The organism is Thermaurantimonas sp. (assembly GCF_046299575.1).
Classification (GTDB): domain Bacteria; phylum Bacteroidota; class Bacteroidia; order Flavobacteriales; family Schleiferiaceae; genus Thermaurantimonas.
This window is the reverse complement of record NZ_JBKBHX010000006.1, coordinates 133,985-159,869: the sequence shown is the minus strand read 5'-3', so window position 1 is coordinate 159,869 and position 25,885 is coordinate 133,985. Positions and strand designations below refer to the sequence as shown.

The 25,885-nt window shown below is 40.7% G+C and carries 24 protein-coding genes and 1 tRNA gene; 18 read left to right on the top strand and 7 right to left on the bottom strand.

From position 1 onward, the window contains the following. Positions 1-54: 54 nt before the first annotated feature. Together ACK4EX_RS09225 and ACK4EX_RS09220 are read right to left on the bottom strand one after the other, a co-directional pair. The gene (locus ACK4EX_RS09225) at positions 55-1,566 is read right to left on the bottom strand and encodes a PspC domain-containing protein (RefSeq protein ID WP_409772065.1); all 1,512 of its coding nucleotides are present in this window, start codon (positions 1,564-1,566) and stop codon (positions 55-57) included. Next, positions 1,563-1,895 carry a PadR family transcriptional regulator gene (locus ACK4EX_RS09220; RefSeq protein ID WP_409772063.1) on the bottom strand — a complete coding sequence of 111 codons (333 nt, stop codon included), beginning with the start codon at positions 1,893-1,895 and terminating at the stop codon, positions 1,563-1,565. The genes ACK4EX_RS09225 and ACK4EX_RS09220 overlap by 4 nt, the downstream gene beginning before the upstream one ends. A 153-nt stretch (positions 1,896-2,048) precedes the next feature. On the opposite strand from ACK4EX_RS09220, the gene ACK4EX_RS09215 reads away from it, so the two are divergent. From ACK4EX_RS09215 to ACK4EX_RS09170, 10 genes are all read left to right on the top strand, one after another. Then, entirely contained in the window at positions 2,049-2,591 is a 543-nt protein-coding gene (locus tag ACK4EX_RS09215) for a UpxY family transcription antiterminator (RefSeq protein WP_409772061.1), read from the top strand. Continuing rightward, positions 2,588-3,091, top strand: coding sequence for a 5-(carboxyamino)imidazole ribonucleotide mutase (purE, locus tag ACK4EX_RS09210; protein ID WP_409772059.1), 504 nt, complete (start codon positions 2,588-2,590; stop codon positions 3,089-3,091). The genes ACK4EX_RS09215 and purE overlap by 4 nt, the downstream gene beginning before the upstream one ends. Continuing rightward, positions 3,088-3,573: a low molecular weight protein-tyrosine-phosphatase gene (locus tag ACK4EX_RS09205; RefSeq protein WP_409772056.1), complete on the top strand. Its 486-nt coding sequence runs from the start codon at positions 3,088-3,090 to the stop codon at positions 3,571-3,573. The genes purE and ACK4EX_RS09205 overlap by 4 nt, the downstream gene beginning before the upstream one ends. After that, positions 3,566-4,276: an SAM-dependent methyltransferase gene (locus ACK4EX_RS09200; protein ID WP_409772054.1), complete on the top strand. Its 711-nt coding sequence runs from the start codon at positions 3,566-3,568 to the stop codon at positions 4,274-4,276. Before ACK4EX_RS09205 ends, ACK4EX_RS09200 begins: the two co-directional genes overlap by 8 nt. 55 nt (positions 4,277-4,331) lie before the next feature. Further along, on the top strand, positions 4,332-5,513 hold the full coding sequence (locus ACK4EX_RS09195) for an acetyl-CoA C-acyltransferase (RefSeq protein WP_409772053.1): 1,182 nt from the start codon (positions 4,332-4,334) through the stop codon (positions 5,511-5,513). Positions 5,514-5,553: 40 nt separating this feature from the next. Further along, positions 5,554-6,357 (top strand): NlpC/P60 family protein, encoded by an 804-nt coding sequence (locus ACK4EX_RS09190; protein WP_409772051.1) that lies wholly within the window; start codon positions 5,554-5,556, stop codon positions 6,355-6,357. 62 nt (positions 6,358-6,419) lie between these two features. Then, on the top strand, positions 6,420-6,869 hold the full coding sequence (locus tag ACK4EX_RS09185; protein ID WP_409772049.1) for a 6-pyruvoyl trahydropterin synthase family protein: 450 nt from the start codon (positions 6,420-6,422) through the stop codon (positions 6,867-6,869). Between the two features lie 13 nt (positions 6,870-6,882). Further along, positions 6,883-7,689, top strand: coding sequence for a glutamate racemase (gene murI / locus ACK4EX_RS09180; protein ID WP_409772046.1), 807 nt, complete (start codon positions 6,883-6,885; stop codon positions 7,687-7,689). Positions 7,690-7,748: 59 nt separating this feature from the next. Beyond that, positions 7,749-8,024, top strand: coding sequence for an ATP-dependent Clp protease adaptor ClpS (locus ACK4EX_RS09175; RefSeq protein WP_409772044.1), 276 nt, complete (start codon positions 7,749-7,751; stop codon positions 8,022-8,024). 71 nt (positions 8,025-8,095) lie between these two features. Then, positions 8,096-8,169 (top strand) — tRNA-Arg (locus ACK4EX_RS09170). Positions 8,170-8,625: 456 nt separating this feature from the next. On the opposite strand, the gene ACK4EX_RS09165 is transcribed toward ACK4EX_RS09170, so the two are convergent. Continuing rightward, positions 8,626-9,162: a DUF4199 domain-containing protein gene (locus ACK4EX_RS09165; protein WP_409772041.1), complete on the bottom strand. Its 537-nt coding sequence runs from the start codon at positions 9,160-9,162 to the stop codon at positions 8,626-8,628. Between the two features lie 62 nt (positions 9,163-9,224). Beyond that, on the bottom strand, positions 9,225-11,246 hold the full coding sequence (locus ACK4EX_RS09160) for a S9 family peptidase (RefSeq protein ID WP_409772039.1): 2,022 nt from the start codon (positions 11,244-11,246) through the stop codon (positions 9,225-9,227). Positions 11,247-12,683: 1,437 nt separating this feature from the next. On the opposite strand from ACK4EX_RS09160, the gene ACK4EX_RS09155 reads away from it, so the two are divergent. From ACK4EX_RS09155 to ACK4EX_RS09125, 7 genes are all read left to right on the top strand, one after another. Then, positions 12,684-14,297: a type I restriction-modification system subunit M gene (locus ACK4EX_RS09155; RefSeq protein WP_409772037.1), complete on the top strand. Its 1,614-nt coding sequence runs from the start codon at positions 12,684-12,686 to the stop codon at positions 14,295-14,297. A 92-nt stretch (positions 14,298-14,389) separates the two neighbouring features. Then, positions 14,390-14,836: a GIY-YIG nuclease family protein gene (locus tag ACK4EX_RS09150; RefSeq protein WP_409772036.1), complete on the top strand. Its 447-nt coding sequence runs from the start codon at positions 14,390-14,392 to the stop codon at positions 14,834-14,836. Positions 14,837-14,960: 124 nt separating this feature from the next. Then, on the top strand, positions 14,961-15,488 hold the full coding sequence (locus ACK4EX_RS09145; RefSeq protein ID WP_409772033.1) for a DUF6978 family protein: 528 nt from the start codon (positions 14,961-14,963) through the stop codon (positions 15,486-15,488). Beyond that, entirely contained in the window at positions 15,485-16,276 is a 792-nt protein-coding gene (locus ACK4EX_RS09140; protein WP_409772031.1) for a DUF1828 domain-containing protein, read from the top strand. Before ACK4EX_RS09145 ends, ACK4EX_RS09140 begins: the two co-directional genes overlap by 4 nt. Positions 16,277-16,337: 61 nt before the next feature. After that, positions 16,338-17,438 (top strand): restriction endonuclease subunit S, encoded by a 1,101-nt coding sequence (locus ACK4EX_RS09135; RefSeq protein WP_409772028.1) that lies wholly within the window; start codon positions 16,338-16,340, stop codon positions 17,436-17,438. A 15-nt stretch (positions 17,439-17,453) separates the two neighbouring features. Continuing rightward, positions 17,454-20,204, top strand: a complete 2,751-nt coding sequence (locus ACK4EX_RS09130) for a TrlF family AAA-like ATPase (RefSeq protein ID WP_409772027.1) — start codon at positions 17,454-17,456, stop codon at positions 20,202-20,204. Next, the gene (locus tag ACK4EX_RS09125) at positions 20,201-23,500 is read left to right on the top strand and encodes a type I restriction endonuclease subunit R (RefSeq protein WP_409772025.1); all 3,300 of its coding nucleotides are present in this window, start codon (positions 20,201-20,203) and stop codon (positions 23,498-23,500) included. The genes ACK4EX_RS09130 and ACK4EX_RS09125 overlap by 4 nt, the downstream gene beginning before the upstream one ends. Before the next feature lie 398 nt (positions 23,501-23,898). On the opposite strand, the gene ACK4EX_RS09120 is transcribed toward ACK4EX_RS09125, so the two are convergent. Further along, the gene (locus ACK4EX_RS09120; RefSeq protein WP_409772129.1) at positions 23,899-24,222 is read right to left on the bottom strand and encodes an MGMT family protein; all 324 of its coding nucleotides are present in this window, start codon (positions 24,220-24,222) and stop codon (positions 23,899-23,901) included. Between the two features lie 76 nt (positions 24,223-24,298). Here ACK4EX_RS09120 and aat point away from each other — a divergent pair, with 76 nt between their 5' ends. Continuing rightward, positions 24,299-24,934, top strand: coding sequence for a leucyl/phenylalanyl-tRNA--protein transferase (aat, locus tag ACK4EX_RS09115; RefSeq protein WP_409772023.1), 636 nt, complete (start codon positions 24,299-24,301; stop codon positions 24,932-24,934). Here the strand turns inward: aat and ACK4EX_RS09110 are convergent. Together ACK4EX_RS09110 and ACK4EX_RS09105 are read right to left on the bottom strand one after the other, a co-directional pair. Further along, on the bottom strand, positions 24,915-25,346 hold the full coding sequence (locus ACK4EX_RS09110) for a PaaI family thioesterase (protein WP_409772021.1): 432 nt from the start codon (positions 25,344-25,346) through the stop codon (positions 24,915-24,917). The genes aat and ACK4EX_RS09110 overlap by 20 nt on opposite strands. Next, the gene (locus tag ACK4EX_RS09105) at positions 25,343-25,846 is read right to left on the bottom strand and encodes a hypothetical protein (RefSeq protein ID WP_409772019.1); all 504 of its coding nucleotides are present in this window, start codon (positions 25,844-25,846) and stop codon (positions 25,343-25,345) included. Before ACK4EX_RS09105 ends, ACK4EX_RS09110 begins: the two co-directional genes overlap by 4 nt. Between the last annotated feature and the right edge of the window lie 39 nt (positions 25,847-25,885).

Here is a 25,885-nt window from a genome sequence, read left to right as displayed (position 1 = left end):
ATTTTTGACAAATATAGAAATTCACACTTTCAGAACATATGTTGGTAAGGAACTCTATAATTTAATTAGTCCTTCTTCTGTCATTTTATAATATCCTGGTAATAAGTCTTCTGATTCTTCATCTTCAAAAACATCATAATGACCTGAGAAATTTTCGGGTAAATATATTATTTGATTTACAGGAAGGTGAATTTCAATAATTATTTTTTGATCTCTAAATCCAATGTATTTTGGATATGAAAAATAGGAAAAAACATTTATTCTATTGCCTTCTTTATATACTTGATATCTGACGCCTTGAATGTTTTTAAAAGCCTCCAATTCATTCGCTCCTTTAGCTTCAGCTTTTACAGTAAACATCGCTTTATCTGTTTGACTTTTAATAAAAACAAAATCAATATTTGATGAATATACTGAATCTCCTTTTAATACAATAGGAAGAACATCAAATGCGAATATATTATTTGGTACAACATGTAAAATTTCACCTTCTGATATTGAAAAATTATCCGATTGAAGTATAAAAGAAGTTTGCACAGAAAAATTTTTTTCAATAAAATATATTAAAACTCTTGTTATAACAAAAGAAAGTAATAATGCTAAAAGTGCAAGATAAAGACTTTTAGCCCGTTTTATACCATTCTTCTTAGTCAAATTTCTATATCCTATTTTCAATACAGCTAATAGACTTACAATTAAAGTAATAATACTTATAAAAAATAAACCTGCATAAAGGGTAGAAGGGAAGATTAATAAAATATAGTTTAATGCATTTTCCTTTGTAATTTTAACATTATTGATTGTTATGCTATCTGTTAGAATTTCATAACTAGCTAAAAAGGTAATTATTAAAAACAATATAATTGCAATAGACAAAATTGCCAGTGAGCTACGGGAAAGTAAATTTACCAAAAAATTTTTGGTATAAATCAAAATACTTCCTATAAAATCAAGTAATTTTTCAAATAATTTGTTATGTAAAGCTCTCGAATCTAAAAATTTTTTGGAATTGTATTTGTCAATTATTACTTGATCTAAATATTGAGATGGAATCTCCTCGCCCTTCATAATCATTTTTTCTACATATGTTTTTGCTTTTGGTAAAATAACCCAAAAGAAAAGGTATAATAAAATCCCAATACCTTGATAAAAAGTTAGAACTATGAAAAAAAGCCTAAAAACGATTTTATGAACAGAAAAATAATGAGAGAATCCGGCAGCAACTCCTCCCAAAATGTTATTGTCGGGATCTCTAAAAAGTTTCTTATCAAATTTATAAAGTTCTGAAGAGGTATTTGAGGTTTCTTTATGATCTAAAAATTCTTCTGGTTTTCCTATAATTTGTACAATTTCGTCAATGAGTTCTTTTTCAATGATATGATTATTTTGCTTTTTTTGATTTAACAACTCTGCAATTCTCAATTCAATATCATTCAGCGTTTCTTCCCGATAATCAGGATGAATGACTTTCTTGATATTTTCTAAATACAACGCCAGAGTTTCAAAAGCTTCTGAGCTCATAGTAAATGGTACACGGGCTACCTGTACTGATATTGCTTTTTTCATTGTTGCAAAAGTTTGTTGATAGAAGAAGAAAAATCAATCCATATGGTTCTTAATGTATTGAAATATTCTTTTCCCGCTTGAGTAATCGAATAGTATTTACGCGGTGGGCCTTGGTTGCTTTCTTCCCATCGATAGGTGAGATGTCCCTGGTTTTTCATGCGCGTAAGTAGGGGATATAACGTGCCTTCTACCAGGATAATTTCGTGCTTTTTTAATGCCTCAATTATATCATTTGAATATGCATCGCTTTGATTTAGAATAGCTAATACACAGAGTTCAAGAACGCCTTTGCGCATTTGTGCGTTGACTTGCTCCTTTAATTCATTCACTTTACAGATGATGTTTATTAAACAAAGATATAAATAAAAGAATGTACTATGCTATACATAGTACAAAAATTTTGAAATAATTTTTTCACATCATGATCGGCTTTATATCAGAGCGTTTTTACTTTGCAAGCTAAACAACGTAAAACACTTTTTATGGGTAAGCAATGGATGATCGTTTACACAAAACCCAGAAATGAGAAGAAGGTCGCCGATTTGCTCACCCGACAAAGTATCGAAAATTACTGTCCGATTCGCAGAGTGCTCAAACAATGGAGCGATAGGCGAAAATACGTAGATGAGGTAATAATACGATCCTATGTATTTGTGCGCGTGGAAGAGAATGAACGCATCCAAGTACTGCAGACACCTGGTGTTCTCAATTTTGTGTATTGGCTTAAAAAGCCTGCAATTGTGCGCGATGTGGAAATGGATCGCCTTAAATCTTTTCTCGCTGAATTTCAGCATGCTGTAATCGAAGTAAAAGAGATACCTGTAGGAGCTAAGGCAAAGATCATCGAGGGACCACTGGTGTCGCATGAAGGCGAGGTAATTCAGGTAAACAAAAACATGGTGAGCATTCGCCTCTACAGTGCAGGACTGGAGTTTACGGCTGTGGTCGATAAAAACGCGCTTGAAGTGGTGGCTCTTCAAGAAAAAAAATCAGAGAATAAAAAACTTATTAATCGAATAAAATGACACATGCTCCGCTCGTAGGCATCATCATGGGTTCGAAAAGCGATTTACAAGTGATGCAAGGGGCTGCTGATGTGTTGAAAGAGTTTGGAATTGCCTATGAATTGGATGTGGTTTCAGCACATCGTACACCCGATAAAATGTTTGAATATGCAAAGAATGCCCACTTGAGAGGCATTCGAGTAATAATAGCAGGTGCCGGTGGAGCAGCTCATTTGCCAGGTATGGTAGCGAGCATCACGCCACTGCCTGTGGTGGGCGTACCTGTGAAATCATCAAACAGCATCGATGGTTGGGACTCAGTGCTTTCTATCCTACAGATGCCTACTGGTGTGCCAGTAGCCACAGTAGCCCTAAATGGTGCTAAAAACGCAGGAATTTTGGCAGCTCAAATCCTTGGACAATCTGACCCGTCAATTCTGGCGAAGGTTATTGCCTACAAAGAACAGCTTAAAGCTGCCGTTCACCAAATGAGCGAAGAACTAAGGAAGGGGATTGCATGAAAATATTAATGGTTTGTCTTGGAAATATTTGTCGTTCGCCCTTAGCTGAGGGCATTTTAAAAAGTAAACTTAAAGCTCTAGGCGTAGAAGATGTTGTAGTAGATTCGGCGGGAATTTCGTCGTATCACATTGGCGAAAAGCCAGACCCGCGTACGATGAAAAATGCCCGAAAACACGGTATTGACCTCTCTGACCAACGCGCCAGACAGTTTCGACCGGAAGACTTCGAACACTTCGACCTTATTTATGCTGCTGACAGATCGATTTACGATGCTTTGTATTCGATGGCTCAAACGCCTGAGCACTTAAGAAAGGTAAAAATGATGACTGAAGAAGCTTTTCCAGGCCAGATGTTGGAAGTTCCTGATCCCTATTATGGAACGGAGAACGACTTTGAGTCAGTATTTAAATTAGTCGATATAGCTTGCGATGCCATTATTCAAAAGTATTTCGTCAAAAAACAGTCCGCCCAAAATGGGTAAATTGTATTTGATACCTTCTTTGATTTCTGAAATCAATCCATTGGAAGTCATCCCTTTGGGCACCAAAAAAGTGATTGAAAACACGAAATTTTACCTTGCTGAAAATGCCAAATCAGCCCGCGCTTTTCTAAAAAAAGTAGTCCCCTATATTCAGCAGAGTTCCATTGAAGTGGTACAAATCGACAAGCACAGGACGGAGAGCGATTTTTTTTCCTTTCTGGATAAATGTAAAGTTGGCGAAAATGTGGGACTGCTAAGCGAAGCTGGCTGCCCGGCTGTAGCTGATCCCGGCAGTTTGCTCGTGATGGAAGCCCACAGAAGAAACATTGAGGTAGTACCTTTGGTGGGGCCCTCTTCGCTACTTCTAGCGCTGATGGCATCGGGACTCAATGGTCAGAATTACGCCTTTGTGGGGTATTTGCCTGTAGAAAAACACGAAAGAAGGAGAAAAATTAAAGAGCTCGAAGCCCGTTCATTAAAAGACAAAACAACTTTTATTTTTATTGAAACGCCTTACAGAAACACTAAACTAGTTGAAGAATGCCTTCAAACCCTTCGGCCTGATACTTTTCTCTGTGTGGCTTCAGATTTAACGGGTCCAGCGCAGTTTATTAAAACTTTAAGAATTTCCGATTGGGCTAAAGAAAATCTCGTTACACTTGAAAAAGTACCTGCAATTTTTTTAATAGGCGTTCAACCCTAAAAATTTTGAAACACATCTAATATATAACTTGCGCGCAATTTAATTTTTATCAGAAATGAAAGATGTTGTTATTGTTTCAGCAGTTCGTACTCCTATAGGTTCTTTTGGCGGCTCCCTTAGTACAGTACCTGCTCCGGAGCTTGGAGCAGTGGCTATCCGTGGAGCACTATCCAAAATTCAACTCGATCCGTCACTGGTAAATGAAGTATTGATGGGCTGCGTATTACAGGCCAATTTGGGGCAAGCACCTGCGCGCCAGGCTGCTCTGAAAGGTGGCTTATCGCCCGAAGTGCCTTGTACCACTGTAAATAAAGTGTGTTCTTCAGGCATGAAGGCAGTGATGATGGCTGCCCAGTCGATCAAAACGGGCGATAATGAAGTGGTAGTGGCCGGCGGTATGGAGAATATGAGCATGGTACCTCATTATTTGGCTACAGGTCGAACCGGTCAAAAGTTGGGAGACTTAAAATTGGTCGACGGAATGCTTCGCGATGGTTTGCTAGATGCCTACGACGGTCAGCACATGGGAACTTGTGGTGAATTGTGCGCAAGAGAATATTCTTTTTCGAGAGAGGATCAAGACAACTTCGCTATTGAATCCTACAAGCGAAGTGCAAAAGCATGGGAGTCGGGTAAATTTGCCGATGAAGTAATACCTGTGACCATTCCTCAGCGCAAGGGTGATCCCATTGTTTTCGCTGAAGATGAAGAATACAAAAACGTAAAATTTGATAAAATACCCACTCTACCACCTGTTTTTGAAAAGAATGGTACGATCACGGCAGCTAATGCATCAACGCTAAACGACGGAGCTGCGGCCCTAATTCTAATGAGTTTGGAAAAAGCTCAGGAGCTCGGCCTAAAGCCTCTGGCCCGAATTGTTAGCTATGCCGATGCTGCACAAGAACCCAAGTGGTTTACGACGGCACCCGCTAAGGCATTGCCAATAGCCATCGGAAAGGCTGGTCTTAAAATCGAAGATGTTGAGTATTTTGAACTTAATGAAGCCTTTTCTGTCGTAGGATTAGCTAACATAAAGATTTTGAACCTCGATCCGGCTCGAGTTAATGTAAACGGTGGTGCTGTGTCGCTGGGGCATCCTCTGGGATGTAGTGGCGCGCGAATCATCGTTACTCTGATAAATGTACTCAAGCAAAACAATGCCCGATATGGCGCTGCCGGAATTTGCAACGGTGGGGGAGGGGCATCAGCCATCGTCATTGAAAATTTGATGTAAAAAGCCTAAAAAAAAAAAAAAAAACTTCTTGTCGATCGCTATGCTTGATAAGGCAATCTCGCTGCTGTCAGTTATTCCGATGAGAAAGGAACCTTCCCATCGATCTGAAATGGTCAATCAGATACTCTTTGGGGAGCTGATGCACATACTTGAGACCAAAAATGATGAATGGGTCAAAGTGCGTTTATCACACGATGACTACCAGGGATGGGTTTTAACTGAACAAATATGCCTGATCGACAATGAGACCTTTCAAGTTCATTACACCGATTATACAGGCTATAGCGCCGACATGGTGGATTTGATACTGAAAAAAAACAGCAACCACTTCTTTTCTATCTTGTTGGGAAGTAAAATTCCGAAAATTGAAAATGGTGAGTTTACGATTGGCGGTGAAACTCTTGTGTTTAGCGGCCCTACAGTAAAAGGAGTGAAAACTCGAGCTACTATCGTCGATACGGCTCTTAATTTTTTGTATGCTCCCTATCTATGGGGAGGGCGTACCCATTTTGGCATCGACTGCTCCGGCCTTGTGCAGATTTCCTACCGCATGGCCGGAGTCAGCATGCCCAGAGACTCCTATCAGCAAGCCACTGTAGGCATGCAACTCAGCTTTGTGGAAGAGGCCATGCCCGGCGATTTAGCCTTTTTTGACGACGAAGACGGAAGAATCATTCATGTTGGTATAGTTCTACCCGGTAAAAAAATTATTCATGCCGGTAGCGGTATGGTCAGAATCGATATGCTTGATCAAAATGGCATTTATCGCCCTGACCTGAAGAAGTACTCCCATCGGCTTAGAGTACTGAAAAACGCTTTTGACATAAACTTGAAACAGCTGTAAAAAGTCATTTCTCTGCGAGTTTGTACATCATTCATTTGCCAGCTGTTTATGCCTAAGGCCAAATGAATTCTTCCATTGCATTACACCGTCGTTTTTACTTCGAGGCTGCACATTTTCTGCCCGATTATCCCGGATACTGTCGTAATATTCACGGGCATTCGTATGTATTGGAAATTGGAGTTTCAGGTAAAATACAAACTTCAGGTCCCGAACGCGGGATGATCATCGATCTAAAGCGTTTAAAAGCAGTTGTACAAACTTCAGTAATCGATGTACTAGACCATGCATTAATCATTGAAAAATCCGAATTTTCGAATGGCTATAGCATACCGACTGATATGAAAGTGCTCGTTTTACACGAAACACCAACGGTTGAAAATATGCTGAAGTGGATCATCACACGCTTAATAGAATATTTACCTGAGGGCATACGATTGGAATTCTGTAAGTTGCACGAAACTCGAGACTCTTGGGTAGAGTGGAGGGCTGGTTCGGCTGTATTTTCGCAGTGAAAACATTCTCAGCGTGCTCAGAGACAGCTATTCGCCCATCGGAATTTTTGACAGTGGAGTAGGAGGACTCACGGTGGCTAAAGCCATAATGGCAGCATTACCCAATGAAGACATTCTCTATTTTGGCGATACAGCACACTTGCCATATGGTGAAAAGAGTAGGGAGGCCATCATTCGGTATTCTCTTGAGATCAGCGAATTTCTCTACAATAAGGGTATTAAAATACTCGTAATAGCCTGTAATTCAGCCTCTGCTGCAGCTTATGACCCATTGTGTGCCCACTGGGGCGATAGATTGCCCATTGTAAATGTAATCGATCCGGTAGTGCAGTACGTGTGCAAAAATGGCTTTCGAAAAATCGGAATTATTGGTACTAAAGCTACCATCAACAGTGGAGTGTACACAGCTAAGCTTTTGAAAGCTTGTGAAAACATTGAAGTAAAAGCAAAGCCTACTCCATTACTAGCCGGTATGATCGAAGAGGGATTGTATGGCACTGAAGTGAGTAAATCGCTCATTCGACACTATATGGAAGGCGAAAATTTCGAGAAGATGGAGGGCCTAATATTAGGATGCACGCACTATCCGCTCATTCAACCTGAGGTAAGCGCATTTTTTAACCACTCTATTCAGATTCTCGATACTCCAAAAATTGTTGCTGAGCACTTAAAAAAGGTACTTGAGGATACAGGCCTGCTATCGCCTTCGCAATACAAAGGCGAATACCACTTTTATCTTTCTGACCTAACGGAGAGCTTCAAAGAAATCTCGGGTCACTTTCTTGGATTTTTACCCGTGCTTGAGCAAGTACGATTATAGAAGGAGTTGCTATTTTTATGTACCTTTGTAAGTAGATTTAAAAATGGAGTTGAAGTATTATGGCATTTGAATATCAGACCGATACAAAAACGCTCGTACTCGAAGAGCTCACCTCCATTAAAAGCATTGTGCTTTACAACGACGATGTGAACACCTTTGATTGGGTGATTGAGTCGCTTATACAGGTGTGCGGACACACAGCCGAGCAAGCAGAACAATGCGCTTGGATCACACATTTGAAAGGAAAATGCGAGGTGAAAAACGGCACTTACGAAGAGCTGGTGCCGATGTGCACAGAGCTATTGAACCGCGGTCTATCTGCCGAGATACATTAAGAAATCGTTTTGAAAAAAGTTCTTGTTGAATACTTTTTGAGTAGTATTTTTGCACACCTAAAATTAAAAATGGCTTCGTAGCTCAACTGGATAGAGCATCTGACTACGGATCAGAAGGTTTGGGGTTCGAATCCCTACGAAGTCACAAGCGTTTTTTGAGCATAAGTTTTAAAATTTAAATTAAGTTTGATCAATAAAACCCGGTCTGCCGGGTTTTATTTTTTATTAGAATCTTTGATCCATACGAATTCCGAACATATCAATTTTTTATCTTTTTTCAATTTTTAATTCGTAATAAACAGGAAAAAAACTGCTCATTCTAAATTATTTTATCTGTATTGTCACCACTTATTTTAATTCTAAAATGATAAATATTGATGTCAATTCAATCATAATTAATTAATTTGTAGCAAGATAAAATATAAAAAATTTGCTTCACAAATTCATGGTTGACTTTCAACAAGAAAAATAAAATTTTTATTGGATAATATGTTGGAATTGTTCTTTGAAATTCCGGAGAAGATATTGAGAAAAAAAAGTCCCGGAAATTGAAGTTAAAAAACTATTTCCGGAACTTTGAATAATTTTGAAAGATAAGCATTTATTCCAGTGGTCGCTTTTTTTTGAGAAATGCGGCAAGTACAGCGGAAATGGCTGCGTAAAATGCCAGTCCTACGGCAAAGCCGCGAAGCTGTGTGGCTAGTGCAAAGGTCTTGTCGAGATTGGCTACGGCCTCGTCGATTTTTTCCTGGGGTACAGAGAAGCGTTCCATCATAGCCTCCATCTTATCAGTAAGTATGTCGATGACGGTCTGGGCAGCTGACTTGTCTATGATGTTGAAAATCAATATGGTAATAATTGTATTGATGAGCGAGCCGACCAGTGCTGTGATAAAAGCTGTAATAAAGGAGTCGCGAAAGCCGATGTAGCCACCGAGGGCTTTTTTGGTGGTATTGATCGATAAAATCATCATCACAATTCCCACAACAAACAGGACGGTACCTGCCCATGTGATGGTAAACCATTCAAGATTAATGAGATAAGCTGCAAGGGTGTAGCCGCCGTAGAGGGCACCGAAAATGTAGCCATTGTTGAGGCCAATATTTCTTGCAATGGTGGCATCAGAGGGTGTGCTCATAGTAGTAATAGATTTTGTGATTTGCTGAGCGAAGATAGGCTGATGGGTGTATCAGTGGAGAATTAATTTTTCAGATGTGTTTCGAGAAAGCGGAAAAACTCCGAATGCCAGATGAGGGCATTCTGGGGCTTGAGTACCCAGTGGCCTTCGTCGGGAAACAACAGTAGCTTCGCCGGTAAGCCACGCAAACGAGCTGCCTGAAAGGCCTGAAGACCTTGCTCTACGGGCACCCGGAAGTCGAGCTCACCATGAATGACAAGCAAAGGCGCTGTCCAACGATCGACGTAGAGGTGAGGGGAAAACTCGGTGTAACTGCGCGGCACAGGATGCTGCCAATAGGGGCCACCGAGATCCCAATCGGCAAAAAAGAGTTCTTCGGTAGTGCCGTACCAGCTCTCCATATGGAAGAGGCCGCAGTGCGATACCAGAGCCTTGAAGCGGCCCTCGTGCAGACCGGCGAGCATGTACACCGAGTAGCCACCGTACGAGGCACCTACGGCACCCATGCGGGATTCATCGGCCCAAGGCTCAGCAGCCACATGGTCAATGGCGCTGAGGTAGTCGCGCATGGCTTGTCCGCCCCAGTCGCGGGAGATGGCTTCGTTCCACTCGCGACCGAAACCGGGCACACCGCGCCGATTAGGGGCGACGACGATATAACCTTGGGAGGCCATGACCTGAAAATTCCACCGAAAGCTGTAAAACTGCGACACCGGACTCTGCGGCCCGCCCTGGCAGTAGAGGAGTACGGGATATTTTTTGGACTCGTCAAAGTCGGGGGGCAGAATGACCCACACGAGCATTCGTCGGCCATCGGTGGTAGGCACAAGCCGACGTGTGACGGTAGGCTTGCGGATGGCACTGTAGATGCCGGTATTGACCTGTGTAAGTTGAGAGGACTGACCCCGGCGGTCGATGCGAAAGACTTCCGGCGCATGGTTCATATCCATGCGCGTGGCCAGCAGGGTGCCTCCGGCTGAGCGAAGGCTGCCATAGTTGTACCAACCGGTGGTTACTGGCGTAAGGGTAAAGCGATTGCGTCGGGTATCGATGGTCACACGGCCGATTTGTACGGTGGCGCTGTCGTCGTAGGTGACGAGCAGTGTACTGCTGCTCTCCCACACGAGGTCGTGCAAATACGTATTGTCTATGGCCAGGCGGGTACTTCCGTTGGCAAGGTCATAAAGCATCAGTCGGGGCACATCGCTTTCGTAGCCGTCGTTTTCCATGCTTAGATAGGCCAGCAGACGTCCGTCGGGTGAGAGGGTTGGATTCATGTCATACCCCTTTTGACCTTCTGTGAGGTTGATGGTTTGACCTGTGGCTACCTCATATCGATATATGTCCGAATTGGTGCTTACGGCATATTCACGGCCGGTCATTTTTTTACATGTGTAGAAGATGTAGCGGCCGTCGGCAGTGGTAGTGTATTGTTCGGAGCCGCCGAAAGGCTTTAAAGGGGCGTCGAAGGGTTCACCTTCGAGAATGTCGCGGAAGGCATTCATCTTCAACTTTTCCGCTGTAAGTGGTACGTCGGCGTAGAAGATGTGTTGTACACGAGTGTCTTCCCAATAGTTCCAATGGCGGTACATCAGGTCGTCGTAGAGGCGAAATCTGGCTTTGGTCAGTGTTTTGTACTGAGGGAGGCGGTAAGCGGGGTTTGGTACTTCCATCACGGCGAGTATCCGAAGATTGCCGTTGGTCAGTCGTACCACTTTGGCTGAAAGGATGCTCTCCTCGCAATCGGTCAGCCGAGTGGTGCGGTTTCCGTCTTTCAGATAAAGTTGGCCTGAATGCAGGTACCAGATTCGCTGACGGTCGATATAGCCGGCAGCTGAGATGGACTTCTGGTCATCGGCCAGCAGGGTAGCCGTACCGCCAGACGCAGGTATTTCATAGATCAGTTTGGTGCCTTTGTTGTCGTCCACGTCGAAGAAGGTAACTCCATAAAGCGCTGTACGGCCATCGGTTGAAAGGTCTTCGAGGCTGACACGCCCGAGTTTCCAGAGCAGGTCAGGCGTCATAGTAATCTGAGCCTGAACGATATATGATAGGAATAGGATGGCGAAAAAAAGTTTTTTCATACAAAAATTCGTTTAGATGCTCAAACATACAGTGTTTTTAAGGAATATGTGGGTGGGGATTTTATCTCGTGTGTAACGGATAAATTGCAAAAAGGGAATGGCTTCGCCAAGTGGGCATGTACTATCTTGATTACTCACAACAGCTTCCAACCCTATGAGCGATGTTAATGAGTACGAATTTTTTATGAAAAATTGGTAAGATTCATATCGATAAATGTCATTTTAAAAGAATTGAATTATCCTATAACAGGTAAAAATCCAAGCTCTTTTCGTCTCTGGTCACAAAAAGCGCATTGAAAGATTAAGCTCGATTTTAATGTATATTTTTGGGGGGGTGAAATTTTTATTACAGGGACAATTTTAAGCTCGACACTTATACACTTAGGATATCTCTATTCTATCTTATTTCAAAATAACCTTTTATTGCGCGGTGCGATAGTTTATGGACAGTTGACGATTGACCCAATATTTGATCTAAAAAACTTTGTCAAGCAGATTCCCAATAGCGATGTATTGTTTCGAGCAGTTGAACTTGAAAAAAGAAATAAAGGTGCCAGACTAGTTGTAGAAAAACAACTTGCACATATGATTTTTACCGAAAGAATGGTTTACAATAGAAGGTTACATTCAAAATAGGGTGAATCCTGCCATCCCAAAAGACAGTGTTATAAGAAAAGTTCGAAAAACTCCAACGTGGAATGCATATGAATATCTCTGGCCACTCATTGAAATAAATGAATTTAATGGCAGATAGGTGAAATTTTATTATCCAGACTATATAAAGAAGATAAAACATTTGAAGAGAATTTTTCCTGAAGTGGCATCTATAAATATTAAAGAAACTAAAAAAACTGTTTGACAGTATAAAGCCTGAACTGCATGAACTTTACGACTTATTCTTCACCAATGAGAGACCTCGAAAATGATAAAAATTGTACAATAAAGCACATTTGCAATTCGGGGTTTCGTCCTTCGATTACATTTCAGTGGTAGCCAAAAGTTTTGTGCTTCAAATCAAGTTCAATGCTAAAAATCCTAACAATTGCAGACCTTTATACCGTTTTAAACCATTGACAGCAATTGTAAAAGACGACCTGACAACAACATACAGACAACTTATAATTAAGAAAAAAATAAACCATTCTGACAGGTGACTAATATTTAGGACAAATTTAAAACGGACAACGAATAAACCTACATGCATTGCCATATTATTTGTGTTTTAATTTTTTACTTCGATTTTTTTTATTGTGAAGCGACTTACAACTGACGCCTAGAGAAAAACACGAATAATTCAATGCTGAACTGTATCAGAATATTTAATTTGTCCCTTAGCAAAACCAGATTCAACTATAGCCGGCCCTATTTCCTGCCAAAGCTCTGATTACGAAAAGAAATAACCAAAACCTAATTTAGCAAACAATTAAAATCTCAATAATGGCCAAAAAAGCAAAAGAAATAGCAGAAGAATCCTTGGAGAAAAAACTCTGGAAAGCGGCTGACAAGCTCCGTAAAAACATGGATGCAGCCGAATACAAACATGTGGTTTTAGGGCTTATTTTCCTAAAATACATCTCCGATGCTTTCGAAGAACTTTACCACAAACTGAAAGAAGGCAAAGGCGACTATGAAGGAGCCGACCCCGAAGACAAAAATGAATATGTCGCCGAGAAAGTGTTTTATGTGCCGCCTTCTGCTCGTTGGTCGTGGCTGCAAGGCAGAGCAAAACTGCCCTCCATTGGCAAAGACATTGACGATGCCATGGATGCCATAGAAAAAGACAACCCCTCTTTGAAAGGCGTTTTGCCCAAAGTATATGCACAGGAAAAATTAGACAAAACCAGCCTGGGCGGACTTATTGACCTGATTAGTACCGCAACACTGGGCACTAAAGAAGCCCAAGCCAAAGATATTCTGGGCAGAGTGTACGAATACTTCCTGGGGCAATTTGCCCTGGCAGAAGGCAAGAAAGGAGGTCAGTTCTATACGCCTGAAAGTGTAGTAAAACTTTTGGTAGAAATGCTCGAACCTTATGAAGGCAGGGTATTTGACCCTTGCTGTGGAAGCGGGGGCATGTTTGTACAAAGCGAAAAATTTATTAAAGCCCATCAGGATTATTACAAAAAAAACAACGGAAGAAAATTACAGCTTAATCCATCAGACCGTATCTCTATTTACGGACAGGAAAGCAACCAAACCACCTGGCGGCTCTGCAAAATGAACCTTGCCATACGTGGCATCGACAGCAGCAATGTGAAATGGAACAACGAAGGCAGTTTTTTAAACGATGCCCACAAAGACCTTAAAGCCGATTTTATCATTGCCAATCCGCCCTTTAACGATAGCGACTGGAGTGGCGAATTGCTTAAAAACGACCCGCGATGGGTGTATGGGGTTCCTCCGGCAGGCAATGCCAACTATGCCTGGATACAGCACTTCCTCTATCATCTCGCTCCCAACGGAAGGGCCGGCTTTGTGCTTTCCAAAGGCTCGCTAACCAGCAATGCGGGCGGTGAATTCGAAATTCGCAAGGCCCTGGTTGATGCCGATTTGATTGACTGCATTGTGAACCTGCCCACTAAATTGTTTTTGAATACGCAAATACCTGCTTGCCTTTGGTTTATACGAAAAAAGAAAAGTGAAAACCGAAAAGGGCAAATCCTTTTTATCGATGCCCGCAATATGGGTCATTTGATTAACCGCAGAACCCGTGAACTTAGCAATGCCGACATACAAAAAATTGCCCAAACTTACCATCGTTGGAATGCGATGCCTGAGCCGGCCGAAGCGATGCCTGAGCCTGTCGAAGGCGGAGCTTACCAAGACATTCAGGGCTTTTGCAAAAGTGCAACCATTGAGGAAGTCAGAGCACTAAACTATGCCTTAACACCCGGCCGCTACGTGGGGCTACCGGAAGAAGAAGACGACTTCAACTTTGCCGAACGCTTCGCTTCCCTCAAAGCCGAACTGGAAAAACAAATGCAGGAAGAGAAAGAATTGAATGATAGAATCATGGCTAATTTATCTAAAATAAACATACATGAGGGCTGAGCTTTTCAGGGTGCTTGCTTTTAGAATACACAGGGTGGCTGAGGTTCTCGAAGCCACCCTGAATAGCCGAAGCCCCCGTCATAGATGAAAGTATGAAAGGATACATGTACATATTAGAATGCGCTGACGGCAGTTACTATACCGGCAGTACTACCAATCTTGAACTGCGATTGGCTCAACATCAGGCGGGTGAAGGGGCGAATCATACCAGGAAAAGATTACCCGTGAAGCTGGTATATTTTGAGGAATATGCACGCATTGACGAAGCATTTTATCGCGAAAAGCAAGTGCAGGGTTGGAGCCGGAAGAAGAAAGAAGCGTTGATAAATGGAACACCGGAATTACTTCCGCAATTAGCGCTTGCTTATCGTGACTTAAAAAAGGGTGAGCTCGAGAACACTCAGGGTGGCTTCGAGAACACTCAGGGTGGCTTCGAGAACCTCAGCCACCCTGAGGTGCCGCTGCCTGAGGCACTCGAAGGCAGCGATAATAAAACTCCCCAAATGCTGCCTGAGGATCCCGAAGGCAGCACTGATTAAACATTAGACAATTAAAACCAACGAAATTTCAATACCATGAATTACGACATAAAACTCATCAATAACTACGAAGGCATTTGAGATATAAAATTTGTTACATATCAACTAAAAATACTGCAACAAAATGTTCTCGATACAACAAGCACAATATCTTTTAGAATTACCAAAAAAAGTAGAAATGAATGGTGTATTGGAAGATAAAATTGAAATCCATCAACAACCATTTCCATTTACGGTAAGATATACGCTTATTTCGCCTGATAATACCGATTTCACATTTATCTATGATATAACCCAAAGCAAGAAAAATCATTTCAAACTTACGTTATATCTGCTTGATGATGACACTAAAATTGGACTGATAAGGATAGACTATAACGGACAACACAAAAACCCCGAAACAATTACACCCAAAGTTCCTGAAATTTTTCATCCTTTTGCAGGTAAGTTTTTCGATTATCACGAACATCACATTCATTATTATGTGGAAGGATATAAAACTACCTTAGATTGGGCTTTGCCATTAACCGAGGATAGTTTTCCCGTGAAAACTATCTCAAACAATAACGATATTGAGCAGGCATTTTTTTCATTCAACAAATTAATTCATTTGCAAACTGTTTTTAACATACTGCAACCTTCACTTCTATGAACCATTGGATAAACGAACTTATCAATAAATATTACGATTTTTTGAAAGAACGTACAACCATTGTAACCGATACAGGTACGAATTGGGCAGTCATCAGCACGCCTTTCATTGGCTTGTTTAATGATACATTAGAAATTTACGCCAAAAAAGACAATGGCAAAATTCTTATGTCCGATGATGGAATTACGCTCAAAAATCTTGAACTAACAGGGGCGGCTATTACTCGTTCGCCTAAACGAAAAGATTTGCTCGAACGGATTTTACTCACCTATGGCATACAATTACAAAATGATGAGTTAATTGTAGAAGCCACTGAAAATAACTTCGCTCAGAAAAAACATAATCTCATTTCCGCCATTTCTGAAATTAACGATATGTATATGCTCGCCAAGCACACCGTTGCTTCTATCTTTAAAGAAGATGTACGCAATTATCTTGACGAACAAGAAATTATTTACACCCCCCAATTTATTTCTAAAGGAAGCACAGGACTGGAATTTACTTTCGATTTTCAAATTGCCTACCGCGAGAAAGAAATTGTTTTGAAAGCATTCAATACTCTAAATAAACTGAATATACCCAATTTTCTTTTTACCTGGGAGGATATTAAAAGCGTAAGAGAAAAAATTACCAACAAACAAGTAATAGGACTGGCTATAATCAATAACGAAGAAAAAGAAATACAGCAAGAATACTTAGACGCTTTGCGTAGCAAAAATGCCGATTTTATTCTTTGGACCGAAAGGCATGCCCCCGAAAACATTGCTAAATTAAAACAAGCAGCGTAAAAACGAAAAGTGAAAAATGAAAAGTGAAAAACGAATTTCAATTTAAAAATAAACCAATAATATGAGTGAGTGGAAAGAATATAAACTATCAGAATTTGTTCAGTTTGGAAATGGCAAGGAAAGACCAAAAACAAAAGGGGATATACCCGTGTTTGGTGGAAACGGGATTTTAGGTTATTGTGATAGTTCAAATTACAATGGGGAAACAATAATAATTGGGCGAGTTGGTGCTTATTGTGGTTCTGTTTATTATCAAGATAAACCTATTTGGGTTTCAGATAATGCATTAGCAGCAAAACCAAAGAATGGGTACAATGCCAAGTTTCTATATTATTTCTTGAGGAATTTAGATTTAAACAGTTATGCTGAGGGTTCAAGTCACCCACTTGTAACTCAAACTTTACTCAATTCAATAGATATTTCAATTACGGATGATGTAAAAATACAAACCGCCATAGCCGAAGTACTCAGCAGCTTAGACGACAAAATAGACCTGCTGCACCGCCAAAACAAAACCTTAGAGCAATTAGCTGAAACCCTCTTCAGGCAGTGGTTCATAGAAGAAGCAGATGAGAGTTGGGAGGTTGGAACTATTGATGATGTTGTTTCAATGAAAGGCGGAACAACACCGAGCACAACAGAACAGAAATATTGGGATGGTAATATTCATTGGACTTCTCCAAGAGATTTATCAAACACAACTTCCATATTTCTTTTTGACACATCACGCAAAATCACAGAAGAAGGTTTAAAGCAAATAAGTTCTGGACTTCTGCCTGTTGGCACTTTATTGCTTTCATCAAGAGCACCTATTGGATATTTAGCTATAACTGAAATTCCTGTTGCCATCAATCAAGGGTATATCGCAATTATATGCGACAAAATCGTTTCAAACTATTTTATGTTTTTGTGGTGTAAGGCTAATATGGAAATGATAGAAAATGCAGGAAACGGTTCTGTATTTCAAGAGATTTCAAAGGCAGCATTCAGAACACTGGATTTTCTTATTCCCCCAAAGGAAAAGATAAAGCACTTTGATAAAGAAATTGAACCCCTTTTCCAAAAAATCAAATCCAACACCCAGCAAATTCGCACGCTTACGCAGTTGCGGGATACGCTGCTGCCGAAGCTGATGAGCGGGGAAATAAGAGTGAAGAGTTAAAATCAGAAAGGCAATATGAAAGAAAATTTTAAAAGAGGTTCAGAATGGAGATTATGGGATTTGCATATTCACACCCCATATTCTCATTTATATAATGGCTTTGGAAACGATTGGGATACTTATGTAAAAGAATTATTTAAAAGAGCCATTGCAAACAATGTTTCAGCTATCGGAATAACCGACTATTTCACAATTGACGGTTATAAGAAGATAAAGACTGAGTATTTTGAAAAAGAAGATAAATTAAAAGAGCTTTTTAACTCAGAAGAAATTGAGAAGATCAAATCAATTTACGTCTTGCCGAACATAGAATTTCGACTTAACAAACTGGTGGGTTCCAATAGAATAAACTTTCATGTCTTACTATCTGACGATATTTCTTTTACTGATATTGAGGAAAATTTCCTGCATGAAATTGATTTTATTTATGAGGCCGCCCCACAGAGTGAAGATGAAAAGCGAAAATTGAAAAAAAATAATCTAGAAAAATTAGGTGAAAAATTAATTGAGCAACACACACAATTCAAAGGTAAATCACCTTTGTATATTGGAATGATGAATGCAGTTGTTGATGACAAACAGATATGTGAAATTCTTGCAAATAAACGCAACATCTTTGAAGGCAAATATCTAATTGCCTTGCCCTCTGATGAAGATTTAAGCAATGTTTCGTGGAATGGTCAGGATCATCAGGCAAGAAAATTACTTATTCAGAAATCTGACATTTTAATTGCTACAAACCCCAATACTATACAATGGGCTTTAGGCAAAAAACATCCTTCTTCGGAAGACTTCATTAATGAATTTAAAAGTTTAAAAGCATGTATTGGAGGAAGTGATGCGCATACATTTGATGAGTTATTTACAAAGAATCAAGATAGAAAAGTTTGGATAAAATCAGATCTTACTTTCGAAGGGCTAAAGCAAATCATTTATGAGCCGGAAGAAAGGGTAAAAATACAGAATACTAACCCAGCATATGACTTTGAAAAATCTGCCTTTACAGAAATTGAAATTGAAAATCCTGTAAATGTATTCGAGAATGAGCAATTACAATTTGAGAAAAACAGAATCCCATTAAATCAGAACTTAGTAACAATTATTGGAGGACGAGGAGCCGGTAAAAGTGTTTTGATAAACTATTTTGCAAACGGGTTTAAACAATACAATGTTCCTTTTGAAAAATCTGAATTTAATCTATCATCAGATTTTAAAGTAAAATGGAAAAAATCACTTAATAGCACGGATGAGACTTTTCCATTGGATACTCAGTACGATTTACCCTTTCTTTTTATATCCCAAAGTGAAGTGAAAGAGAAGGTAAAAGATGCAAAAGGATTGGGAGAGGAAATTAAGAAGATTTTGGAACTTGAAACGCTTTCATTTGACCAGAAAATTGATGAAACTATCCAGAATTATAGATCCGAATTTAATACTATTCTGGAATGGTTTAACAAGCGGGATGAAAATAATAATCCTATAAACCAGAAATCTTATATTCAGCAGGAAATAGATAAAAATCGTAATTTATTAGATAGGATTACAACAGAGGAAAATAAAGAAAAACTACAAAAGTATACAGCAAACATTGAAAAACTGCAAGACTGTGAAAGCGAAAAACTCAGTTTAGAGCAACTCAAAACATCTCTAACTGAATTTCTACAAAAAACAAACGAACAAATTACTAAACTAAACAAGGGTATTCCCTTATTAGATTTTAAACCACAAATTGATGGTATTGATGCTGCTATTAAAAATATTGACGATACAATAAAAGAAGCTCAAGAAGAAAATGCAAAAATTAAAAACGATTTTAAGGACTATAAAGGGGATATAGCCTCCCTGCTTTCAAATGTAGAACGGTTCAGACACACCATTTCATCTTACGAAAGACGAAAGAAAGAAATAGAAGAGAAAGAAAACCAACGAAAATCAGCTCTTAACAATAAAAAGAAAATAGCTGATTTAATTTATTCGGAATTATTACGTCATAAATCTACAATTGATCAAAGCTGGAGTAGGCTTCTACAAGGAAAAGAGGGTTGGAATGAGCAGCAAAAGGAATTAATGAAAAAAATTATTAACAACAGAGAAATCAAGATTGAGGGAGAAATAGTTTTTGATATAAATGCATTTTACGACCTCGTAAAAGAACAGTTAGACGGCAGAATTTTCAAAGGAAAAAACAGTTATGAAGAACTGAAAGGATTAGTTGGAATTATCGATTTAGAGAATTACCTTGATTTTCTGAGAAACATTGATACATCTTTTCAAAAAATTGAAAATTATTTACGTTCTAACAGATATGAGTTTGAAAAAATATTTTATGATCTTCAATCCCGTTCTAAATATTTATATGTTCAGCCCAAAATCACTTATAAAGGAAAACCTTTGAATAAAATCTCAGTAGGTCAGAGAGGAACTATTTATTTGTGCTTAAAATTAGCTACAAATATTTTTTCTCAACCTATTATTTTCGACCAACCCGAAGATGATCTTGATAACGATTTTATCTTTAATGACCTTACTGATATTTTCAAAGAAATAAAGAAATACAGGCAAGTTATAATTGTAACTCATAATGCAAACCTTGTAGTAAATGCAGACGCTGAACAGGTCATTGTTGCAACAAACAACGAAGAAAAACTATCTTATGACAGCGGTTCATTAGAAAATCCTGTAATAAATACTGCGGTTTGTAATATCCTTGAGGGTGGGAAAATTGCTTTTCAAAGAAGAAAAAATAAATATCATCTGAATAAATGAATATTCTATCCGAAAATATCATCGAACAGTCAGCAATTGAAATTCTGCAATCGCAGGGCTGGGAATACTTGCCGGGCTCTGCCTGTTCTCCCCCCGAATTCCCCTCCTCCGGAGGGGTGTCCGAAGTACGGGGTGGTAACGAAAGAGAAAGTTTCAATCAAATTCTTTTGCTCAATCGGCTGAGAACTGCCATTGCTAAAATCAATCCGCACATTCCCTTAGATGCACAGGAAGCAGCTGTTCAAAAAGTGTTAAGGATTGCTTCGCCTGACTTGCTGCACAACAACGAAGAATTTCACCGCTTGCTGGTTGAAAAGGTAAAAGTACCCTATCAGGAAAACGGCTATGAACGCAGCCACGAAGTGGCATTGATTGACTTTGAGCATCCGGCCAATAATCAATTTTTAGTAGTAAATCAATACACCATTATTGAAAACAACCAGCACAAACGCCCCGATGTGTTGCTGTTTGTCAATGGTTTGCCTTTGGTAGTCATAGAACTGAAAAATGCCGCCAGCGAAACGGCCGACATCAAAAGTGCGTATCAGCAAATACAAACCTACAAAGCCACTATTCCCAGCTTATTCACATACAATGCTATCTGTATTATTTCCGATGGCCTGGAATGCAGAGCAGGCACCGTAAGTGCCGATTTTTCGCGTTTTATGGCATGGAAAACCGTTGACGGAATTAGAGAGGCCTCCCGGTTTAAGCCACAATTAGAAACGCTGCTCAGAGGTATGCTGCAACCCGCCACACTGCTGGATTTGGTTCGCAACTTTATTGTATTTGAAAAAACGAAAAAAGAAGACCCCAAAACAGGATTGATCCAGGTGCATACCGTTAAGAAATTAGCGGCCTATCATCAGTACTATGCCGTCAATAAAGCCGTTCAATCAACCATACAGGCATCAGCCGAAAACGGAGATAAGCGGGGCGGTGTGGTTTGGCACACCCAAGGTTCGGGCAAAAGTTTGAGTATGGTTTTTTATGCGGGCAAGCTCATCACTTCGCCCGAAATGAAAAATCCAACCATAGTAGTCATTACCGACCGCAACGATTTAGACGACCAGTTGTTTGATACGTTTGCGGCATCGGTTCAGTTGCTGCGGCAAGAACCTGTGCAGGCCGAAAGCAGAGAGCATCTCAAAGAACTATTGAAGGTGGCAAGTGGGGGCATTGTTTTTACCACTATTCAGAAGTTTTTACCTCAATCGGGCGATAAGTTCCCCCAACTTTCCGACCGCAGAAATATTGTAGTAATTGCCGACGAAGCCCACCGAACGCAATATGGCTTTGAAGCAAAATTGATTGACGAAAAAGACGCAGTAACCAAAGAAGTCATCGGCAAACGCATTGCTTACGGCTTTGCCAAATACATGCGCGATGCTTTACCCAATGCCACCTACATTGGTTTTACAGGTACGCCTATTGAAGGTACAGACAGAAACACCCCTCAGGTTTTCGGCAATTACATCGACCGCTACGATATAAAAGATGCCATAGATGATGGGGCAACGGTACCCATTTATTATGAAAGTCGCCTGGCAAAGGTAAATCTGGACGAAGAAGGCAGACGCTTAATTGAAGAATTCGACCGGGAATTAGAACAAGACCAAGAATTCCCCTCCGATGGAGGGGTACCCGAAGGGTGGGGTGGTCAAAAAGCCAAAGCCAAATGGACAAAGCTGGAAGCCATTGTGGGACATCCGGAACGTTTGAAAAATTTAGCCCGGGACATTGTTTCGCATTTTGAGCAACGCCAGGCTGTTTTTGAAGGCAAGGCAATGATTGTAGCCATGAGCCGCAGAATTGCTGCCGAACTCTACAAAGAAATTATTGCACTTCGTCCGGAATGGCACCATGACGATTTGACTAAAGGGGTTATTAAAGTAGTCATGACCACCAATAGTGCAGACGGCCCCGAAATTGCCCAACACCACACCACTAAAGAACAACGCCGTATGTTGGCCGAACGCATGAAAAATCCGGCTGATGAGCTGAAGTTGGTAATTGTTCGGGATATGTGGCTTACGGGTTTTGATGCTCCTTGCCTGAATACGATGTACGTTGATAAGCCCATGCGAGGACACAACCTGATGCAAGCCATTGCACGGGTAAACCGTGTTTTCAAAGACAAACCGGGCGGTTTGATTGTGGATTATTTGGGCATTGGAACCGATTTAAAGAAAGCGCTTTCATTTTACGGTGAAGCAGGTGGAAAAGGCGACCCGGCAGAAAACATCGAAAAAGCATTTGATATTTTCAAAGAGAAACTGGAAGTGGTGCAGCAAATGTTCTATGAAGAGAGCAATACCCGGAATGATATTTTGGTTGAAGAACCACAGGCCTATTACGAAGGCAGTTTCAAATTCAATTACCGCCGATTTTTTGTTGCAGATGAACGGGAAAAACTCTCCATCATTCTGCAAGCAGAAGAACACATTTTAGGGTTACAGAACGGTAAAGAGAGGTTTATTCGTGAGGTAAGTTTATTAAGTCAGGCACTTTCGCTTTGCATTACCAAAGAAGAAGTACAGCCTCATCTGACCGAAGTGGCGTTTTTTCAAGCCGTTAAATCAAGATTGGTAAAGTTTGATGCTCCTGTTGGTGGTGGTAAATCAGATGTGGAAATAGAAACCGCCATCAAACAAATTGTGGATGAAGCATTGAGCAGCGATAAAGTGATTGACATTTTTGATGCTGCGGGAATTCAGAAGCCCGATATTTCAGGATTGGAAATACTTTCCGATGAATTTCTGTTGGAAGTTCAGGGAATGCAGCACAAAAATTTAGCAATCGAGTTGCTGAAAAAAATTCTGAACAACGAGCTGAAAGTAAGAGCCAAAACAAATCTGGTAAAGAGCAAGAAATTGCTGGAAATGCTTGAAAGCGCGATCAAACGCTATCAGAATAATTTACTTACAACCGCTGAAATTATTCAGGAACTCATCAATATAGCCAAAGAAATAAAAGAAGCCGATAAAGAAGGCGAAAAGCTCGGACTCACACCCGATGAAGTGGCATTTTACAATGCTTTGGAAGTAAACGACAGTGCCGTTCAGGTATTAGGTAACGAGACCTCAAAAGAAATAGCAAAAGAAATAGCCAACAAAGTAAGAGCCAATGCAACCATAGACTGGACCATAAGAGAAAGTGCCAGAGCAAGGCTCATGGTAATCGTAAAGCGCACACTGAATAAATATGGCTATCCACCTGATAAACAACAAAAGGCAATTGATACCGTATTAAAACAAGCAGAGTTGTTTGCAGACCAATTAACGGTAAGAATATAAGCCAGCCTTATGTTGCAAGAATATTTTAAAATAACAAATCCAATTAAAGAAAAAGCTTTAAAAAATCTTGCAGGAAAATTTGTAAATAAATCTTCCTTATCCCAAAATTTTAATTAACTAACACAATAACCTAATAAACAAATACTCTGGGACTCTACAAAAAAAATTCATATCACAAGCGGAAAAAGGATTATAACACCATGTTTTTTTAACCCTCTTGCCTTACCACGGGAAAGTTTCACCAAACAATAGATGTATTCTGCTAAAATCCTTCTGAAGGATAGATAAAAAAGAGCGAAAATCTGTAGCCTGTGTTATCAAGGTGACTTTTTTTTAATTCCGTAAAATTTCTGATTGATTTATACAGACCACCTGAATAAAGAGCGTTAAATGGTCGATTAAGAAAAAAATGCGTCACTCCCCAACTCCCGTGAAGGTATCCAGAGGTGCTTTTCAAAGTGTAGTACCTGATCGTTGAGCACGGTGATGCCTTCGGCTTCGAGGAGCTTCTGCATTCGCTGAGGGTGACCGAAATGATGTTTGCCGGTAAGCAGGCCTTTGCGGTTTACTACCCTATGGGCAGGGATATCGGGATGGATGTGCGAAGCGTTCATCGCATAGCCCACCATGCGGGCTGCACCTTTGGCGCCGAGGTATTCTGCAATGTGACCGTACGTAGTCACTCGGCCGGGCGGAATCAGCCGCACCACGTCCCACACCATTTCGTAAAAATCGCTTCGGCGGATGTTTATTTTGCTATTGTTCAAGAGTATTTGTATGCAGGGTCAAAATTCGGAATTGTCATCCATTTTTCCCTATCCTTCATCGAATGATCCGGGAGATTTTCCTGTCTTCATAGGCGGTGATCTGTCATTACCGAATTTGATAGATGCCTATCGTCATGGCTACTTTCCCTGGTATGAGCCGGGCACGACCATAGAGTGGTGGTCGCCCGATCCGCGGATGGTACTTTTTCCGGAGAAAGTACATGTAAGCCACAGCATGCGTACAGTCTTTAACAGAGGACATTTTCACCTTACAAAAAATCAGGCTTTTGAGCAGGTGATTACCCATTGTGCCTGCATAAAAAGACGCGGACAGCGTGGCACGTGGATCGGCCGGGACATCATTGAGGCATACACCGAGCTTCATCGGATAGGCATCGTCCATTCATACGAAACCTGGCACGAAGGTCGGCTGGTCGGTGGATATTACGGAGTTTGGCTCGGAAAGGTGTTTTTCGGTGAATCGATGTTCAGCCTGGAGGCCAATGCTTCCAAATTTGCACTGATATCCGCATGCAGGGAATGGGTATCTTCTGGAGCTGTAAAACTCATTGACTGCCAGATGAGCACAGCTCACCTCCGATCGCTCGGGGCCGAAGAAATTGATAGAAAGACCTTTATAGAACTTCTCAGGAAGTGGGTGGGATAACCCACTCTTTATCGCTCAGATACGCCATGCCGTGAAGGGCAGCAATTTTTTCAGAACCACGTGTAATGATCACTTCGATGTAGCTGAAGCGATGTGTGCGCTCCGTTTCGATGGCAGTAGCCTGAAGCCTCTCATGGGCATTAACAGGCCTGATGTACTGGCAGGAGAGCTGTACGGTTTTGGCCATGCGGCCGGCAGCATTCGCTGCAAAAGCCAGCGCACTGTCGGCCAGTGAGATTGCTATGCCTCCATGAGTGATCCCGAATCCATTGGTCATCTCCGGCCGTACGATCATACTCAGGCTGCAGTATCCCGGCCTGATCTCTTCCACAGTGATGCCAAGCCACTGACTGAAGGCATCATTTGCCATCATTAGTTGCACTATAGCCGACGGTTCGGGTAGGGGATTCATATTTCTTGCTGCAGATCGGTGTTTTCTTCGATGGCAGAGATCAGTACATCGAGCATAAAGAGCAGGTTGAGCCGGTCATACACATTGTGAGCATCCGGATTTTCAGTTACACGGTCGAAATAATTGTCGTACAGAAGTTCGAGCACAGCCGGATTATGGCTAAGGGCGAGCATTTTCTCTTTTTCAAACACCGGATTTTCGTCATCTACAGCCGATTTGTAGAGGTCGTCTTTTTCAGCGATGATGTTTTTGACCGATTCTTCAGAAATGAGTTTTACGTGAATGCCCGTTTCTTTAAAGCCGTTGACAAGCATCACAACGACCTGATAGAGGTACTCCTGCATCTCTTCGGAGATTTCATCGTCAAGGTCGAAGAGCAGAGAGGCTAAGACAGGCTGTTCGTCGACAAGGTAGTTAATGGTATCGAGGTATTCCTGATCGTTGAGCGAGATAGACTTTTCACGGACGATTTTAAGAAAGTCGGCGCTTGTTGTAGCCATTAGAAAATTTACGAATTAGAGAGGCAAAGGTAGAGTATT